The sequence below is a fragment of the Pelosinus sp. sgz500959 genome (assembly GCF_042610375.1).
In the GTDB taxonomy this organism is placed as follows: domain Bacteria; phylum Bacillota; class Negativicutes; order DSM-13327; family DSM-13327; genus CTSoil-075.
The window spans coordinates 1-17519 of record NZ_JBGJZL010000027.1 but is presented as its reverse complement, the minus strand read 5'-3'; the positions used below and the strand labels follow the sequence as shown (position 1 = coordinate 17519).

Annotated in this window: 17 protein-coding genes and 1 rRNA gene; 16 read left to right on the top strand and 2 right to left on the bottom strand. The window is 39.1% G+C overall.

Going from position 1 to position 17519, the window contains the following annotated elements:
• Positions 1-93, top strand: a 5S ribosomal RNA gene (rrf, locus tag ACAN52_RS21415); the annotation flags it as partial.
• 516 nt (positions 94-609) lie between these two features.
• On the top strand, positions 610-1266 hold the full coding sequence (locus ACAN52_RS21410) for an NUDIX hydrolase (RefSeq protein ID WP_378957144.1): 657 nt from the start codon (positions 610-612) through the stop codon (positions 1264-1266).
• A gap of 120 nt (positions 1267-1386) precedes the next feature.
• Here the strand turns inward: ACAN52_RS21410 and ACAN52_RS21405 are convergent, their stop codons facing one another.
• Positions 1387-1659 carry a hypothetical protein gene (locus ACAN52_RS21405; protein ID WP_378957142.1) on the bottom strand — a complete coding sequence of 91 codons (273 nt, stop codon included), beginning with the start codon at positions 1657-1659 and terminating at the stop codon, positions 1387-1389.
• Positions 1660-1946: 287 nt separating this feature from the next.
• Here ACAN52_RS21405 and ACAN52_RS21400 point away from each other — a divergent pair, with 287 nt between their 5' ends.
• The 10 genes from ACAN52_RS21400 to hemL all read left to right on the top strand — a co-directional run bounded on the left by ACAN52_RS21400 (position 1947) and on the right by hemL (position 13739).
• Positions 1947-3056, top strand: coding sequence for a glycosyl hydrolase family 18 protein (locus ACAN52_RS21400; protein WP_378957141.1), 1110 nt, complete (start codon positions 1947-1949; stop codon positions 3054-3056).
• 156 nt (positions 3057-3212) lie between these two features.
• On the top strand, positions 3213-3431 hold the full coding sequence (locus ACAN52_RS21395; RefSeq protein WP_378957140.1) for a cation transporter: 219 nt from the start codon (positions 3213-3215) through the stop codon (positions 3429-3431).
• A 221-nt stretch (positions 3432-3652) separates the two neighbouring features.
• Positions 3653-5053, top strand: coding sequence for an LCP family protein (locus ACAN52_RS21390; RefSeq protein WP_378957139.1), 1401 nt, complete (start codon positions 3653-3655; stop codon positions 5051-5053).
• A gap of 103 nt (positions 5054-5156) precedes the next feature.
• Entirely contained in the window at positions 5157-6953 is a 1797-nt protein-coding gene (gene mrdA, locus ACAN52_RS21385) for a penicillin-binding protein 2 (RefSeq protein WP_378957138.1), read from the top strand.
• 58 nt (positions 6954-7011) lie between these two features.
• Entirely contained in the window at positions 7012-7656 is a 645-nt protein-coding gene (locus ACAN52_RS21380) for a bifunctional precorrin-2 dehydrogenase/sirohydrochlorin ferrochelatase (RefSeq protein WP_378957136.1), read from the top strand.
• Positions 7625-8941 (top strand): glutamyl-tRNA reductase, encoded by a 1317-nt coding sequence (gene hemA / locus ACAN52_RS21375; protein ID WP_378957134.1) that lies wholly within the window; start codon positions 7625-7627, stop codon positions 8939-8941. The genes ACAN52_RS21380 and hemA overlap by 32 nt, the downstream gene beginning before the upstream one ends.
• The gene (gene hemC, locus ACAN52_RS21370) at positions 8901-9824 is read left to right on the top strand and encodes a hydroxymethylbilane synthase (protein ID WP_378957133.1); all 924 of its coding nucleotides are present in this window, start codon (positions 8901-8903) and stop codon (positions 9822-9824) included. The genes hemA and hemC overlap by 41 nt, the downstream gene beginning before the upstream one ends.
• An 82-nt stretch (positions 9825-9906) precedes the next feature.
• A complete protein-coding gene (cobA, locus tag ACAN52_RS21365; protein WP_378957132.1) occupies positions 9907-11433 on the top strand; it encodes a uroporphyrinogen-III C-methyltransferase in 1527 nt (508 codons plus the stop codon).
• Entirely contained in the window at positions 11430-12404 is a 975-nt protein-coding gene (gene hemB, locus ACAN52_RS21360; RefSeq protein WP_378957131.1) for a porphobilinogen synthase, read from the top strand. The genes cobA and hemB overlap by 4 nt, the downstream gene beginning before the upstream one ends.
• 21 nt (positions 12405-12425) lie before the next feature.
• Entirely contained in the window at positions 12426-13739 is a 1314-nt protein-coding gene (gene hemL / locus ACAN52_RS21355) for a glutamate-1-semialdehyde 2,1-aminomutase (RefSeq protein WP_378957130.1), read from the top strand.
• Between the two features lie 113 nt (positions 13740-13852).
• On the opposite strand, the gene ACAN52_RS21350 is transcribed toward hemL, so the two are convergent.
• Positions 13853-14596 (bottom strand): Bax inhibitor-1/YccA family protein, encoded by a 744-nt coding sequence (locus ACAN52_RS21350; protein WP_378957129.1) that lies wholly within the window; start codon positions 14594-14596, stop codon positions 13853-13855.
• Between the two features lie 148 nt (positions 14597-14744).
• On the opposite strand from ACAN52_RS21350, the gene ACAN52_RS21345 reads away from it, so the two are divergent.
• From ACAN52_RS21345 to ACAN52_RS21330, 4 genes are all read left to right on the top strand, one after another.
• Positions 14745-15251 (top strand): hypothetical protein, encoded by a 507-nt coding sequence (locus ACAN52_RS21345; RefSeq protein WP_378957128.1) that lies wholly within the window; start codon positions 14745-14747, stop codon positions 15249-15251.
• Positions 15252-15502: 251 nt separating this feature from the next.
• The gene (locus ACAN52_RS21340) at positions 15503-16129 is read left to right on the top strand and encodes a viroplasmin family protein (RefSeq protein WP_378957127.1); all 627 of its coding nucleotides are present in this window, start codon (positions 15503-15505) and stop codon (positions 16127-16129) included.
• An 11-nt stretch (positions 16130-16140) separates the two neighbouring features.
• The gene (locus ACAN52_RS21335) at positions 16141-16596 is read left to right on the top strand and encodes a hypothetical protein (RefSeq protein ID WP_378957126.1); all 456 of its coding nucleotides are present in this window, start codon (positions 16141-16143) and stop codon (positions 16594-16596) included.
• 483 nt (positions 16597-17079) lie between these two features.
• Positions 17080-17519 (top strand): ABC transporter substrate-binding protein (locus ACAN52_RS21330; RefSeq protein WP_378957145.1); only part of this gene is annotated, 440 nt, incomplete at its 3' end.

Sequence of the window (17519 nt, the reverse complement as noted above, 5' to 3'; positions counted from 1 at the left end):
CCACCTGTTCCCATACCGAACACAGTAGTTAAGCCCATATACGCTGAAAGTACTTGGCTGGAAACGGCCTGGGAGGATAAGTAGTTGCTGGTTAGTAAAAGCACTCATGCAAATGAGTGCTTTTTGCTTTTCTTATCTTCATTCCTGAGATTGGTGAGGATGCTCCAGATGCTAGGCATGACGAGCACGTGAACTGAGCAGTACTGGAGTACGCGAAGTGAGCGCGCGCAGGAATAACGACGCAGATGGGGTAAAGTTTAAATGATGTTAGCATTTCGATGCTAACGAAGCGACTTACTCAATTTTTTTCGCAAAAATTTGGTGCGCTGCTTCAGTTAAGCCCATACGCTGAAAGTACTTGGCTGGAAACGGCCTGGGAGGATAAGTAGTTGCTTTTTATTTTTTGTTTAATAGGAATGCAATTTTTTTAGTGCATACTATATAGAAGAGGAATGGTTGTAATTTATTAGGCTAGCAAAGGGATTTTTAAATGTATGGTTGAATAGTAAAGAATATGATAAATAGACTGTATTAGAAGAATTGTTCTCTAAGTTACTGAAGAATTAAATGGAAAGCTAATTTAAATTAGATAAGACTGGGGCGAAGACGATGGAAGTAAACGAGCTGTGTGGGAAACTATCAACAGTTTTAAAAATGGATTTAGCCAAGAAGGATAGTGATAATGACTACTTCAATGCGGCAGTATTGATACCACTCATTTGGGACAATAATCAGTTATCTGTATTATTCGAGGTGCGTTCGTCTCATCTGTCATGGCAACCGGGAGAAATCTGTTTTCCAGGCGGGCGTATTGAAGCGACTGACAAGAATTCGGTGGATGCTGCCGTGAGAGAAACTAGCGAAGAACTTGATTTGAAAATTGACCAGATACAGGTTTTAGGGTCATTACATGAAATAGTGAGTCCTATTGGTGTACGATTATATCCCTCTGTAGGTTACATCTCTGATGTACAAGATATTAAAGCAAGCCCAGATGAAGTGGCTGAAGTATTTTCGGTACCGTTAGCATTTTTATTAGCCAATGAGCCAATTGTGGGTCATATGGAAAGATGCACTAGACCTCTTTCAGATTTTCCCTTTCATTTGTTACCAGGATACTCAGAAAAATGGAAAAGTCGTAAGAATTATAGAGTATTATTTTATCAATATAAACAATACGTTATTTGGGGTTTGACTGCACAAGTGTTATATGATTTTCTGCTAGTATGTAAAAAAATAGTTATTCCTAGCGATTGTCATATATGAAATCTGATTTAACAGATATAAAATAGCATAAGCCTTAGTCGTTCTTACTCGGAACCCTAGAAAGTATTATACTTTCTGATTGCGTTAAAAAGCCCTCTTTATGCAAGAGGGCTTATTTCTTTAAATAATGGCAGCGATTCGCCACGCCTGTCCATGAATTGACTGGTTATAGATCTCTGTGATTGTTTGAAAGATCGTCGAACGTTTTACTGTATTCTTTTTTGTTAGCAAGGAAAACTTAAACCAACGACCTGCGCGAGATAATTCATAGATTGTATCGTTGATTTCGATACGAATGATCTTATTTGGGGATTTGCCAAGAGCATCTTCAAGTATTTTGACAGCAGGACCATTGAGTGGAGGCATGGGTCGTAGATTTTTGTCATCTTTCAATTGTTAAACACGCTCCCTTTAGGCTAAAATCAAAGTTTCTTGCACACATTATAACACTAGACTTGCAAAAACATGAATATGCTTTAAGGCTAAAAAAGTCACTATAGAGCTATGGAGACCTATTATGGCTAAAACACTAACTGATACGCAATATTCTGAATTTTGTTGAGTAAATGCCCTTTCTAGATATTATATGTTGCATAATAAAAAAATCATGGCTAATACTATATGTACTGTAAGAGATTGTTGATGATTATTTAGATTTGAATATTTAAGGAAGGGTGACGATGATGCCTTATGTAAAATTCGTAATAAATACAATTCTACTTATGTTTGTGATAACGATAATAGGATTGCTAGGTGGTTGTGCGAATAAACCGGCGCCTAAACCTTTACCAGGTATGTTAGGTTCTGAAGAAAATCCTGCACCAGGCGCACCAGGAAAAGTCGTTATGCCACCACGCTTAATTCTTGGTTATTATGAAAATCCTTGGCCAGGTACACCTGATCGGACAGGTTCTTTTCCTAGTATGAAAGCTTTTGCTGCAAGTATGACAGGGGTCGGACCTTTTTGGTACAAAGCGACTAAGGATGGTAGTTTAGAGGCCAAAGACAGTCAAATTGTATATGATGCCACAAAAAGTCTAGGGTTAAAGATGTATCCTCTCATTACCAATAAGACAGGCTCAACTGATGCGGTATTAGGCGATGCTGGGATCCGTAGTAAGGTCATTGATAATATTGTGAAATTAGTTAAAGAAAAGCAGTATGATGGTGTTAATATTGATTTTGAATTACTTCCTCCTAAAGAACGGGATAATTTAACTGCATTTATGGCAGAATTATATCCTAAAATAAAGGCTATGAATAAAACCCTTATTATCTCCGTATTCCCCCAAGTTGATGTAGCTGAAGATGTTTCTGGAGCTTATAATTATCCGGAAATAGCTAAAAATACTGATTTTTTACAAATTATGACCTATGATTATCACTGGTCTACATCTCCTAAACCAGGTCCTATCGCACCCATTGATTGGTATGAAAAAAATATAAAGTATGCAATTGAGAAGTGTGGTGGTCCCCATAAAGTCATCATTGGTGTAGGAGCTTATGGTTATGATTGGGTGAAAGGAAAAGATGGAGAAACGATAACTTATGTTGATGCTATTGTTCGAGCGGAACAGAATGGCGCTAAAATTATGTATGATGAAAAAGCTCAATCACCTCATTTTAGCTATAATAATCATGAAGTATGGTTTGAAAATGACAAAAGTACAGCAGCCAAATTGGATATTATAGCCAAATATAATCCTGCTGGAATTGCATTATGGCGTTTGGGGCAGGAACAACCTGAAATTTGGCCACTTATTAACCAAAAATTTCCTAAGCAACAATAAAATAAGAGATATAAAAAATATTCTAAAGTAATTTAAAAGGCTATTTGAACATCTTTATCACTGGTAGCAATTGAAGATGAGCAAATAGCCTTTTTAAGCAGGTATTTTTTCATATTTCTAGAATACTACTTGTACTATAAGTTGGGGGTGTTATATATGGGAAATAATCTTGAAAGACATCAAATTATTGTTGAGGGAATGAGTTGCGGACATTGCAAAGCAGCTGTAGAAAAGGCAGTACGCGCGTTAACTGGAGTAGAATTAGCAGATGTAGATTTAGCAGCTAGGACACTTGTTGTGGAATTTGATGGAACTAAAACTACATTGCAAGATATTAAAACTGTAGTAGATGAAGAAGGCTATACTGTCGTATAAATAATCCCTCCTCTTTTATTGGTGTATTGTGGAATAAACGATAAAATTCTTGACTGATTGTGTCATACTTTGTTATACTTTTAAACAAGCCTCCCAAGTCGGGGGCTTGTTTATTGATTTTTTCAGAATGCAGAAGCATATCAATTTTCTGATTCTTAGTATTGCATTTTACTACTAAGAGATGTTAATAGGTCTGGCGGTAATAGAGGGGAGATGGCTTTATGGCACGACTGGAAAAACACACAGTTGAACGTAAAAATGGAATAGCAAAGCGTTCTTTTGCTATCGTAGGTATTTTATTGGCGGTGCTCGCAGTAGCTAGTGCGTCCTATTATTGGTTTAGTGGTGGATTATCCGAGAAAAAGAAAGAAGAAGCAAGTATCGTATCCCCTCAAAATAAGATCAATATTATGGTCATGGGTGTGGATGAACGTGCTGATGATGTAGGGCGTTCAGATACTTTATTTGTGATGACTGTTGATACCAATACTAAAGAAGTGGCTATGCTGTCTATACCTCGCGATACCAGAGTCAAAATTCCAGGAAAGGGCTGGGATAAAATCAATCATGCTTATGCTTTTGGTGGGTATAAATTAACCCAGCAAGCAGTAGAGGGATTACTGGGCATTAAAATCGATCATCATATTATGATTGATATTGCAGGATTTAAAAAAATAATTGACGCAATGGGCGGCGTTACAATTGATGTTGAAAAACGCATGTATTATACTGATCCTTATGATGATGATGGTGGACTAGTCATTGATTTAAGACCTGGTGTACAACATATGAATGGCCGTACGGCAATTCAATATGTACGTTATCGTGATGAAGAGGGAGATATCGGACGAGTTGAACGTCAACAGAAATTTTTAAAAGCTGTTCTAAACGAAGTTGCCAGTCCTTCAGTACTGACTAAAATACCTAGCATTATTAAAGAAGTTAGCAATGTTGTGAAAAGTGATATGTCTACAAGTGAAATGCTTAGCTTAGCGAAAATATTGAATGATGCTTCTAAAAACGGCTTGAGAACGGATATGGTGCCAGGAAAACCAGCTTATATTGATGAGATAAGTTATTGGTTGCCTGACTTGTTGGCATTACGGAAACATGTCGCTCAAACATTGGGCGTTACGATGGAAGAAAAATATGTATCAACAACCCAGCGAGAAGTCGTTGAATATGAAACTTCCATTCCTAAAGAAATGAAAATAATTGAAAAACCAAAACCAATACAACAGCCCAAAGCCGCAGCTGTCCCAGATAAATCAAAGACAACGGATAAGTCCGTGACTCCAGATAAAACCACTGACTCAACTAAAGCTGGAGCAAAAAGTTCTACTTCTGGTAAAGTCCGTGTAGAAATTGTAAATGCCAGTGGTGTAGCTGATGCAGGCGATAAAATTGCTGGTATCTTGCGTGGACAAGGGATTGAAGTGACAGGTGTGAATACTGTAAGTAATGCATATAAGAATACCGTGGTCATTTCTAATACCACTGATAGTGGAGTTGTTAATAAATTAACCGGTTTACCCTTTAAATATTCTTTACAGGTAACGAATGATGAAGGAAAGAGCTCTGATGCAGTTGTTGTCATCGGTAAAGATTATACAGGTAAATAACAATTTTCGTAAATAGCCCATCTGGGCTATTTTTTTTATCTATTTTTGAGATACTAATTACGGTATCTCAAAGAATGTGGTGATATAAAAGGAGTAATATTTTATGTGGATCATAGAAAAAATGCACAGAATCAATATTATAGCGGGCATTATTATGGGAATTATGATGTTATTAATCGTGCGTCTCGGATGGATGCAGTTAGTGAATGGGCCACAGTATAAAAAAATAGCAGAGGAAAATAGAATTCGTCAGATTACAGCACAAGCACCACGGGGGAATATCTATGATCGCAACGGGGCGCTACTGGTTAGTAATAAACCTAGCTTTGCAATTTCCATCATACCGTCAGAATATAGTAATGCTTATAATGCTACTCCTATTTTAGCTAATATTATTCAAGTTAAGCCTGAAGAAATTGAAAAAATGTTAAAAGATGGTGAAGAGTTTATTTATACTCCCATACGTCTGAAACGAGATGCTGACCCTATGGCCATTGCTAAAATTAAAGAACATAAATATTATTTACCGGGTGTGGTGGTTGAAGCGATACCAGTCAGATCTTATGTATATAAGGAACTTGCATCTCAGGTCATTGGTTTTGTTGGTAGTATTAATGAAGAAGAATATGCCAAAAGAAAAAGCCAAGGATATAATCCTAATGACTTTATTGGTAAGGATGGTTTAGAACGGGAATGGGAAGATGTACTACGTGGCGTTGATGGTGGATTACAGGTAGAAGTGAATGCAGAAGGAGAAGAAGTACAAATGATGGGCGATAAGCCAGCTAAGGCTGGTAACGGGCTAGTAGTAACCCTCGATGCTAATTTGCAAAAGACAGCAGAAGAGGCTCTGGCCAATCAAATGATTGAGAGCCAAAAGATAGGGGAACCAGCTAAAGGCGGAAGTGCCATTGTACTTGATGTTCATACAGGTGCCGTATTAGTCATGGCTAGTCATCCAAGATTTGATCCCAACGTCTTTGCCAGTGGTATTAGCAGTCTTAATTGGAATAAGCTCATCAATGATTCTGCAAATCCTCTTACGAACAAAAGCATTCAAAGTACCTATCCGCCAGGGTCAGTATTTAAAATTGTTACAACTGCCGCTGCTTTGGATTTAGGATATGTGACTGGGACAGAAGTCTTTGATGATAAAGGATTTTATTTATTGGATGGCTGGAAATTTTATGGATGGGAGCCCAAAGGTTTAGGAAAACTTACGGTTGTGGATGCCATCTGTTGGTCAAGTGATCCCGTTTTTTATGAATTAGGTCGCCGTATTGGCGTAGATCAACTCGCGAGCTATGGATTGACTTTCGGATTTGGGCAACAGACAGGAATTAAGTTACAGGGAGAGGAGAAAGGTGTTGTACCTACTGAAGATTGGAAAAAAATAACATACGGTGAGGAATGGTATCCTGGTGAAACCATTATTGCTGCCATTGGGCAAGGGTATTATCTGGTGACTCCTCTGCAACAAGCAATGTTACTTATGGCAGTGGCCAATAATGGGGTTGTATATCGTCCGATGTTAGTTGATAAAGTATTGACAACAGAAGGAAATATTCTTGAAAAGTATAATCCAGAAATCCTTCGGAAGATTTATTTAAGTGATGAAACATGGAAGATTATTAAAACAGGTTTAGTATCTGTGACGACTGAAGGTACGGCCTCGTCAATATTTAAAGGATTTAGCCCTACGGTAGCTGGTAAGACAGGATCAGCCGAAACAGGGACGGGAACTGTTCATTCTTGGTTTTCTTGTTATGCTCCAGCTGAAAATCCTGAAGTTGTGGTATCTGTACTCGTTGAGGAAGGCGGTGATGGTTCCGTATCCGCAGCACCTGTAGTACGAAAAATTTTAGAGGCTTATTTTGGTGACAAGAAAATAATCAGATAAAAGAGGAATATTACATTTGTAGTGCGAAATATGCTAATATATAAAGGATGTGGAAAATGTGTCCCTCTATCCAGTGAATCTACAAATTGATAATCGACCTTGTATTGTTGTAGGTGGTGGCAATGTTGCTGAGCGTAAAGTTCTTGCTCTTTTAGCTGCAGGAGCATGTGTTACTATACTCAGTCCTCGAGTTACCGAAGGTTTAGCAGGATTAATTCAGGAAAAAAAAGTGAGTCATGTTGACCGCAACTATGTAAAAGGTGACATAGCCGGTTTTTTTATTGTCATTTGTGCGACAGATAATGGAGTGATCAATAAACTGGTGGCAGAGGAAGCTAATAAAAATGGTGTTCTTGTCAATATCGTCGATGCACCTGAGCTCGGAAACTTTAATGTTCCCTCGCAAATCACTCGTGGTGATTTATTGATTACAATTTCTACTGGTGGTAAAAGTCCAGCTCTTGCAAGACAGTTGGGAAGGGAATTAGCTAAACAATATGGACCAGAATATGGTATATATCTTGATTTAGTATCTACAGCACGGATCAAAATGAAAGAAAAAATCCAGTCATCAAAAGAGCGAGAAGCCTTTTGGCGGCAGACGATAGATCAAGAAGCAATTCATTTATTAAAAGAAGGAAAGATAAAAGAGGCGGAGGCTAAGATTAATAATGCAATTAGTTGTTTTGGGGCTGAATCATAAGACCGCATCTGTCGATGTGCGAGAGTGTTTTACTTTTTCTGAAGATCAAATCAAAACGGCACTGAACCATCTTCATGAGTATGAAGAAATTAGTGAATGTGTACTGGTATCAACCTGTAATCGTACAGAAATGTATGCAGTTGTTGATGATGCTGAAGACGGTTTACAGGTCATGCAGGAGTTTTTGCAACGTATGTCTCAAAGCCCCATTGATATTGGAGATTTCTTTTTTTATCTGGAAGAGGATTGTATTAACCACTTATTCCGGGTATCATCAAGTCTTGATTCTCTAATTATTGGTGAAGGACAAATTCTAAGTCAAGTCAAAAAAGCATATTCTCTAGCCCGTGATGTGGGTACGACAAGCACAGTGCTGAATACCTTATTTAATCGGGCTATTGCTGTTGGTAAGAAAGTTCGTACTGAAACTCGGATCGCTCACAGTACTGTATCAGTTAGTTATGCAGCTGTTGAATTGGCGAAAAAGGTATTTGGAGATTTATCAACATCTAATGTACTGCTTCTTGGAGCGGGGCAAATGGGAGAATTGACTGCTAAACATTTGGTGGCAAATGGCGTAAAAACCGTATTTGTTTCCAATCGTAGATATGAACGGGCAGTCGAGTTGGCAGAGCAATTTCATGGCGTCGCTGTACCATTTGAAAGTTTTATGAAGAGCGCTGTAGATGCTGATATCATTATTACTTCAACGGGTGCACCTCATTATGTAATTAGAACTTGGGATGTTGCACATCTTATGCCGAAACGTCAGGGACGTCCGATTATTATTATTGATATTGCCGTACCTAGAGATGTCGAGCCTGAAGTGGCAGCCATTAATGGGGCGAGCTTATATAATATTGATGATTTAGAAGCTGTTGTCGAATCTAATGTTCGTTTGCGAGAAAAAGAAGCTCAGTTAGCTGAAAAAATTATAAAAAAAGAGTTGGAAGAACTTCTCAATAAGTTTCGTTACTTGTCCTTACGCCCCATCATGGCGAGAATGACTGACAAAGCTGAAAAAATTCGTCAACGAGAGTTTAAAAGAGCCTTGGCCAAATTAACGGATATTAACGCTGACGAACGTAAAGCGATTGAAAATATGTCAAAAATGATCATGCGTAAAATGTTACGTGATCCCATGGTCTGTATTAATAGGGTTGCTTGTAACCAGGATGAAGAATTTTATCTTGATGCAATACGTGATTTATTTAAACTTGATGCAATAGGAGAGGACAGACATCGTGAACAAAAAAAAACTTATTATCGGTACGCGAAGCAGTAAATTAGCTTTATGGCAAGCTAATTATATTGCTGAATGTATTCGGAATCAATATCCTGATCTAGAAGTTAGCTTGCGCCATATTATGACTACAGGTGATAAAATCTTAGATGTACCACTTGCTAAAATTGGTGGAAAAGGTCTATTCACAAAAGAACTTGAAAATGCTATGTTAGCTGAGGAAATCGATCTCGCGGTGCATAGCTTAAAAGATATGCCAACACAGTTACCTGAAGGTTTAGTATTAGCGGTCATTACAGAACGAGTGGATCCAGGTGATGCCCTCATTAGCCCGCAGTATCACACAATTGATAATCTTCCTCAAGGTGCTAAAGTGGGGACGTCGAGTTTGCGGCGTAAGGCTCAACTCCTTAAGTATCGGCCTGATCTTAAAATTAGCGATCTAAGAGGTAATTTAGATACAAGGCTTAAAAAAATGGATACAGAAAAATTAGATGCGATTATACTTGCTGTAGCTGGGCTTAAACGTTTAGGTTGGCAAGAGCTAATTACTCAGGTTTTACCAAATGAAATTTGTCTGCCTGCAGTTGGACAAGGAGCTTTGGCTCTTGAAGCGCGCGCTAATGATCACGAAGTACTTGCTATACTTGAATTTCTTAATCATCAAGAAACACGTTGGGCTGCAGAGGCAGAACGTGCGTATTTAGCTGAAGTTGAGGGTGGTTGTCAGATTCCCATTGGTGTTTATGCCTACGTTGAGAAGGATGTACTTAGTCTCGAAGCGACAATTTTATCCGTTGACGGTAAACGACAACTTCGCCAGACTGTGAGTGGACAGCCATCAGAAGGAATAAAACTTGGACGCGTCCTTGCGCAAGAGATGCTTGATGCTGGTGGACGAGAAATTTTACAAGAATTACAGTAAAGGATAGGAATGGAAAGTATCCTCAAGGATTCTTGTTACGAAGACTTAATTACTTGATATAACCCAATAGGAGGAGAAAATAATGAAACAAGGTATAGTTTATCTAGTAGGGGCAGGACCGGGTGATTATAAACTCATCAGTGTACGTGCTCTTGAATATATACAAATCGCAGATACAATTGTGTATGACCGTCTAGCTGATGATCGCTTGCTTGCGACGGCGCGCCCTGATGTAGAGCTTATCTATGTGGGGAAAGCTTCAAGTGATCACACGATGAGGCAAGAAGATATTAATCAACTCTTGGTGGATAAAGCGAAAGAAGGTAAAATCGTTGTAAGACTTAAAGGCGGCGATCCTTTTGTCTTTGGGCGGGGCGGCGAAGAAGCTCTACTCTTAATAGAAAATGCCATTCCATTTGAAATTGTTCCTGGGATTACTTCAGCGATTTCAGTACCTGCTTATGCGGGGATTCCAGTCACTCATCGGGGGATTGCTACTTCATTTGCAGTAGTGACGGGTCATGAAGATCCAACTAAACCTGAGTCAACCATTAAATGGTCACACTTGGCGACAGCTGTCGATACGTTAGTATTTTTAATGGGAGTTGAAAATTTACCTCATATTACAGCTAAGCTCATTGAACATGGTCGCGCTGCTGATACACCAGCAGCAGTCATTCGTTGGGGTACAAAACCTGAACAGCGTGTCCTTGTTACAACTGTGGGACAAGCTGCGGCAGCTGTAGTTGAGCAGGGATTTAAACCGCCGGCTATTTTCATTGTTGGCGAAGTTGTTAACTTGCGTGAGAAATTGGCTTGGTTCGATCAGCGATTATTATTTGGAAAAACAGCGTTGGTTACGAGAGCAAGGGAGCAAGCGAGTGCGCTGACTTCTGAATTGGAGTCATTAGGGGCGCAATGTATTGAGGCACCAGCTATCAAATTAGTACCACCAGATAGTTATGAGGAGCTTGATCAGGCAATTCATAAATTAAATACATATAACTGGCTGATTTTCACCAGTGTAAATGGGGTAGAAGCTTTCTTTGATCGTTTGCAGGAAATGAAATTTGATAGCCGAGTTCTCGGGAATGCTCGTATTGCTGCCATTGGAGCACAAACAGCAACAAAACTAAAAAATTATGGAATTTTAGCTGATATTGTACCTTTGGAGTTTAGAGCAGAAGGTATTATTGAAGCATTGGCTGGGCGCATTGAATCTGGTATGTCTATTTTGATTCCAAGGGCTTTGGTGGCTAGAGACATTCTGCCAGAAAAATTGCGGGAAATGGGTGCAACAGTTGACGTTGTACCAGTATATCAAACCTTAACAGCAGATACGGATGGAAAGGTATTAGCTGACAAACTTAAGGCTGGAGAAATTGATTTAGTCACGTTTACAAGTTCATCGACGGTAACTAATTTATTAGACTTATTAGGTTCTCAGGGTGCAGAGTTAGTACAGCTTGCTAAAGTTGCTTGTATTGGTCCTATTACTGCTGGTACTTGTCTTACACATGGTATTACTCCTGATGTCATTTCAGAAGAATATACTATCAAAGGTATGGTACAAGCTATTGTGGAAATGTATGAGGGGGAAGGCAAATGAATAACCTAATCCGTCCGCGTCGTCTGAGAATTTCAGCTGGGGTTAGAAAATTAGTTTCAGAAACAAACCTTGAAGCTAGTAATTTTGTCTATCCATTATTCGTTGTCCCGGGAAATAATGTACGTAATGAAATCTCTTCTATGCCAGGTGTATTTCACTTATCGCCTGATATGGCAGTTAAAGAAGCGGCAGATGCTTATGCGTTAGGCATACCAGCAGTTCTTGTTTTTGGGCTTCCTGAATACAAGGATGCCGAAGGTTCAAGTGCCTGGGATATGAATAGTCCAGTACAAAAAGCCATGACAATGATTAAAGCCGCATTGCCTGAAATTGTTGTAATTGGCGATGTATGTTTATGTGAATATACCAGTCATGGTCATTGTGGTATGCTTGACGGTCATGATGTAGATAATGATCCAACCTTAGAATTATTGGCGAAAGTAGCTCTTAGTCAAGCTCAGGCTGGGGCAGATATGGTAGCTCCATCCGATATGATGGATGGACGGGTACTTGCCATTCGAAATAAATTAAATGAAAATGGTTATAAAAATGTCTCCATTATGTCTTATGCGGTAAAATATGCTTCGGCTTATTATGGACCTTTCCGTGATGCAGCTGAGTGTGCACCACAATTTGGTGATCGATCTACGTATCAAATGGATCCTGCCAATCGTCGGGAAGCCATGCGTGAAGTGGAACTTGATATTGCTGAAGGTGCAGATATTATTATGGTCAAACCTGCGTTGGCTTATTTGGATATTATTCGTGACGTTCGCGATCAATTTGATTATCCAGTCGCTGCTTATAATGTGAGTGGTGAATACGCAATGGTAAAAGCAGCCGCCGCCAATGGTTGGATTGATGAAAAAAGGATGGTTCTAGAGACCTTGCTGAGCATGAAACGGGCAGGGGCTGATATCATCATTACTTATCATGCGATGGATGCGGCTCGGTGGTTAAAAGAGAAGTAAGCCAAAGAAGGAGGTAAAGCAATGACATTAAATTTAGATAAATCAACTCAAGCTTTCAATGAAGCCAAACAATATATTCCCGGCGGAGTCAATAGTCCTGTTCGTTCCTTTCGGGGTGTAGGTGGTACTCCTCCATTTATTGCGAGTGCTTCAGGAAGTTACCTGTTTGATATTGATGGTAACCAGTATATTGATTATATTGGTTCATGGGGACCTATGATTTTGGGTCATGCTCATCCGACTGTGATCGCGGCACTGACGGAAGCTATTGGCCGAGGGACTAGTTATGGTGCACCTACAACTTTGGAAACAGAGTTGTCTAAATTGGTCAATCAGGCTGTCCCTTCGATGGAGTTAGTAAGGATGGTTAATTCCGGGACAGAAGCAACCATGAGTGTGTTGCGTTTGGCGCGAGCTTATACGAAACGCAGCAAGATTGTTAAGTTTGCTGGTTGTTATCATGGACATCATGACAGCCTACTCATTAAGGCTGGTTCTGGTGCAGCTACATTAGGAGTGCCAGATAGCCCTGGAGTCCCTGAATCCATTGCTAGTGGAACGATTACCGTTGCTTATAATGACATTGAGGGATTAACACAAATCTTTAAAGAATATGGTGAAGATATCGCTGCTGTGATTATTGAACCTGTAGCAGGAAATATGGGAATGGTACTGCCGAAAGAAGGATATTTAGCAAAGGTTCGTGAAGTCACTCAACAATATGGAGCTTTGCTTGTATTTGATGAAGTCATGACTGGTTTCCGTGTTGCTTATGGTGGTGCACAATCCATATATGGAATCAAACCAGACCTTACTTGCTTGGGAAAAATTATCGGTGGTGGCCTACCAGTCGGTGCTTATGGTGGACGGCGAGATATTATGGAGATGATTTCTCCAGCAGGACCTGTTTATCAAGCAGGCACTTTAAGTGGAAATCCTCTGGCTATGACAGCAGGGATTACTACTTTGAAATTACTAATGGAAACTCCTGATTTATATGAAAAATTAGCACAAAAAGTAACAGCGTTATGCGATGGAATTCGTGCTCAAGCTGAAAAATTTGGATTTGAGCTCCAATACCACCAGCTTGGGGCTATGTTTGGTATGTTTTTTAGTGATGAACCAGTTTATGATTATGACAGCGCAAAAAAATCAGATATTGGTGCGTTTAATATTTTCTTCCATGCTATGTTAGAAAAAGGCGTATATTTGGCACCTGCCCAGTTTGAAGCTGGTTTTATCTCTGCAGCTCATTCGGATGAGGATATTGCAGCAACAATTGCAGCGAGTGCTTATGCCTTTGGTAAAGTAGCTGAGTATAAAAAGAGTAAGTAAATCTTTAAAAATACTGTGTCAAAATTTCATATCAAAAACGAACTAGTCGCTACCACATCATATGTGATAGCGACTAGTTCGTTTGCGTAATTAGAATGTATACTACTTTCTAATTAATCATCATCCCCGCGTAGGATGCTGATTAAACGAATAATCTCCCAATAAAGCCAAATGAGAGTGACCATAAGACCAAAAGCGCCAATCCATTCCATATAGGCAGGAGCACCTGAATTCGCACCACGTTCGATATTATCAAAATCTAGAATTAGGTTAAGGGCGGCTATGCCGATGACAACTAGGCTAAATACAATGCCAAACATGCCACCGCGAAGAAAAGGCAAGTGTATGCCGAAGAAGCCAAGTAGCATACTTGCCATATATACGACAAAAATACCACCAGTAGCAATTGTAAGAATGGAACGGAATTTTTCAGTGGCTTGAATTAAGCCGAATTTATAACTGACTAGCATGGATAAAGCGACGCCCATTGTTAGTGCTACAGCTTGAAATGCAATACCGCTATAGACTTGGGATAAGAGTGTTGTAACGGCACCTAAGGCAAAACCTTGAAAAATGGAATATAAGGGAACGGTAATATGACCTGTCTGAGGCTTGAAGATCACTATAAATCCAATAATAAAAGAAACGATTGTACCCATTCCTGAGAATATGGCAACTGTTTGAAAATTGTGAGTCACCATTAAATATAACCAGGTAGATAAGGCTGATAGTACAACTAAAAATAAGGAGTAGAAACTTTTTGTGATTGTACCACTGACAGTCATGGTTTGATTACCTGATAAGCCTTGAGGCCTGGTAAATAGATTATTATTAAATACGGGATTAGAATTTCTCATAATTGTCCTCCTATTTCAATGTGATCGTAATTTTTATCAATCATCCTACTTTTATTATAGCAAAAATATGTAAATATAGTTATTATTTTTTTAAGACACCTTATGAGACCTTTCTGCATACTATATTTTAGTTAAAGGAGGGGAGAATATGGAAGAGGATCGAAAGCCTAAGCATGTTCACTGTGATGGTTGTTGTAATTTGAATTTTGAGGTTATGCCTGCCAATCGGCCAGCGATGATTTCTGTGCCTTTTTGGGCTCAAGCAACGGCTGAAGGTGAAATTTGTGGTCAAGGAAACGAAGGGCATGTTCAGGTAAGTGCACAAGGTCTCGTTATTTTTGGAGTATATACCTTATTCTTCGCAACCGATAGGGGACCGTGGCCAGCAGGGCCTTTGGGAGCATCCTATACAGGAGATGGTTTTGATCCTAATCGCTTAGTCGTTAATGGTGAGGGAACATTGAGCTACTATGTTGCGCCACTAGATTTTAATCCATTGAGAGGTATTCCAACACCTAACGGTGTGGCAAAAATCATTGGAGTCACCATTAACTATCATCCGAATGGGAATACCAACGGAATGACTCCAGGGGTTGCCAATGTCGATGTATTTAATCAGCTCATTGCTCCCATGTGTTATCCGCGTATGGATTAATCATTTACATGTTAAAGAAGGCTGTTTTGATCTTTTTTATAAAATGATCAAAACAGTCTTTTCTTTTTCTTGCTTTTTGTAAATAATAAAGGATAATATAAAGTTATATGTGTATTTTACGTAACCAGAAAGTATAACACTTTCTAGGGTTCCAAGTAAGAACGACTAAGGCTTTTGCCTGCGTCTGAGGACTTGGCACAAGCCAAGTTTTCTTTATAATGTGACAAAGAGCTATGAGTAAGGAGAGACCTATGTCAGAAAAACAAAAAAAAGTATATGCGGTTCGAAAAGGACGAAAGTCAGGGCTATTTTATAGTTGGCCTATTTGCCAAGAGCAAATTAAAGGATATTCAGGGGCTGAATATAAAAGTTTTCCTACTGAAGAAGAAGCAAGAGCCTATTTGGCAGGAGGCGCGAGCATTGCTCAATTGCCAACTATTGAGACCAGTTCACCGGCACCGGACACCATGCTTGCCTATGTTGATGGCAGTTATAATCTGGCAACTCAGGAGTATTCAGCAGGTGTTGTAGTCTTATGGCAAGGTACGGAAAAGAATTTTAGCGAAAAAGCTGATGATCCGAGTCTGAAGAGCATGCGGAATGTCGCCGGAGAAATTATGGGTGCCCAAATTGCCATGAAATATGCGGTAGAGCAAAAAGTCAATGCTCTCGTGATTTATCACGATTATGAAGGTGTTGAAAAATGGTGTACCAAAGCTTGGGAAGCTAAGCAAGAAGGTACAAAAAAATATAAAGCTTATTATGAACAGATCGCGCAGCAGCTAGATATTCGTTTTGTAAAAGTAAAAGCTCATTCTGGTGATCAATATAATGAACAAGCTGATCGATTGGCAAAGGATGCGCTAGGGCTAAAATAAGGAGGAAGCATATGAATATGGATGAAATAATAAAAATGAAACCAGGACGGGATTTAGATATTAAAGTGGCTCTAGAAGTGATGGATTATATTTGGCTAAAACACTTATTGCAATTTAGTGCTGAACTTGCTGTTAAGTGGTTAGGGACGCCAGCTGATATTGAAAAATCAAGTGGTATGTACGTCCGGGTTCCAGAGAGTCAGTTTCTAGGTCTTAAGGAAAGAGAAGACTTTGCTGAGGCCGTATTACCCTTTTCTACTGATATGGTAGCCGCGGAACAAGTTTTAAAACATATGGGAAATATGGGATATGAGTGTAAGTTGGAAACTAAGATTGAAGAAGGTAATACTCTTTATTATGCTTATATTCAAAAAGCTGGTATGCCGATTGATGAAAACGTAGTTGGGTTTACCACAGCACCTGAAGCAATTGTAAAAGCTGCATTAAAGAACTTCCAGCTTGATTGAGATGAGGGGGACAGTAAACCTGTCCCTTATCCTCATTGGTCCACTAGGAATGGAGTTTATATTTGATCCTTGTAGATGGACATTTATAATAGTTAAATGAATTAATAGAACAAAACTTTTTTTAAAAGGACTATTTAAAAAAAGTATTGCTATGGTGGATAATGTGTGCTATACTCGATTTAAGATAATAAATAAAAGCAATGTTGCTTACAAGTGGATTCTATATCCCGTGTAAGTTTTTTTGTCTTTTTTAGGGAAAAATCACGAAACATATGTAAGTGAGCAATGGGGCTCATAAACGCAAAGGCGTTTATGAGCCCCATTTGCCTTTTTACAGAGGAGTAGTGAATTATATTAATAAAGGGGGACTCACAGTGTTAAAAAAGATGAAACTCAAATTAGTAGCTCTAGCCGTTGGTAGTATGCTAGTCACAGGTTTGGTAGCTGGTTGTGGCANAAGGGGGACTCACAGTGTTAAAAAAGATGAAACTCAAATTAGTAGCTCTAGCCGTTGGTAGTATGCTAGTCACAGGTTTGGTAGCTGGTTGTGGCACCAGTGCAAGTAAAGACATTAAAATTGGTGTTGTGTATGAATTAACTGGTAATACCGCTTCTTTTGGTACAGCTGCTGCAAATGGTGCAAAATTAGCATTCAAAGAAATTAATGCAAATGGTGGCGTACTTGGCAAACAGATTCAAATTGCAGTTGCTGATAACAAAGGTGAACCTTCTGAATCTTCTAATGCAATGACAAAAGTTATTTCACAAGACAAAGTTATTGCTGTAACTGGTTTTACCACAAGTTCTAACGGTATTGCAGGTTCAGCAGTCGCTGAAGCCAATAAAATTCCATTTGTTGCCGCTGCTACTACCAATCCTAAAGTAACGTTAGATGAAAACAGTGGAAAAGTAAAAAATTATAC

Excerpts from the sequence above, each read along its gene's own strand:
- ACAN52_RS21410 (WP_378957144.1), top strand. The coding sequence starts at position 610 with ATGGAAGTAAACGAGCTGTGTGGGAAACTATCAACAGTTTTAAAAATG.
- ACAN52_RS21400 (WP_378957141.1), top strand. The coding sequence starts at position 1,947 with ATGATGCCTTATGTAAAATTCGTAATAAATACAATTCTACTTATGTTT.
- ACAN52_RS21395 (WP_378957140.1), top strand. The coding sequence starts at position 3,213 with ATGGGAAATAATCTTGAAAGACATCAAATTATTGTTGAGGGAATGAGT.
- ACAN52_RS21390 (WP_378957139.1), top strand. The coding sequence starts at position 3,653 with ATGGCACGACTGGAAAAACACACAGTTGAACGTAAAAATGGAATAGCA.
- mrdA (WP_378957138.1), top strand. The coding sequence starts at position 5,157 with ATGTGGATCATAGAAAAAATGCACAGAATCAATATTATAGCGGGCATT.
- hemA (WP_378957134.1), top strand. The coding sequence starts at position 7,625 with ATGCAATTAGTTGTTTTGGGGCTGAATCATAAGACCGCATCTGTCGAT.
- cobA (WP_378957132.1), top strand. The coding sequence starts at position 9,907 with ATGAAACAAGGTATAGTTTATCTAGTAGGGGCAGGACCGGGTGATTAT.
- hemB (WP_378957131.1), top strand. The coding sequence starts at position 11,430 with ATGAATAACCTAATCCGTCCGCGTCGTCTGAGAATTTCAGCTGGGGTT.
- hemL (WP_378957130.1), top strand. The coding sequence starts at position 12,426 with ATGACATTAAATTTAGATAAATCAACTCAAGCTTTCAATGAAGCCAAA.
- ACAN52_RS21350 (WP_378957129.1), bottom strand. The coding sequence starts at position 14,596 with ATGAGAAATTCTAATCCCGTATTTAATAATAATCTATTTACCAGGCCT.
- ACAN52_RS21345 (WP_378957128.1), top strand. The coding sequence starts at position 14,745 with ATGGAAGAGGATCGAAAGCCTAAGCATGTTCACTGTGATGGTTGTTGT.
- ACAN52_RS21340 (WP_378957127.1), top strand. The coding sequence starts at position 15,503 with ATGTCAGAAAAACAAAAAAAAGTATATGCGGTTCGAAAAGGACGAAAG.
- ACAN52_RS21335 (WP_378957126.1), top strand. The coding sequence starts at position 16,141 with ATGAATATGGATGAAATAATAAAAATGAAACCAGGACGGGATTTAGAT.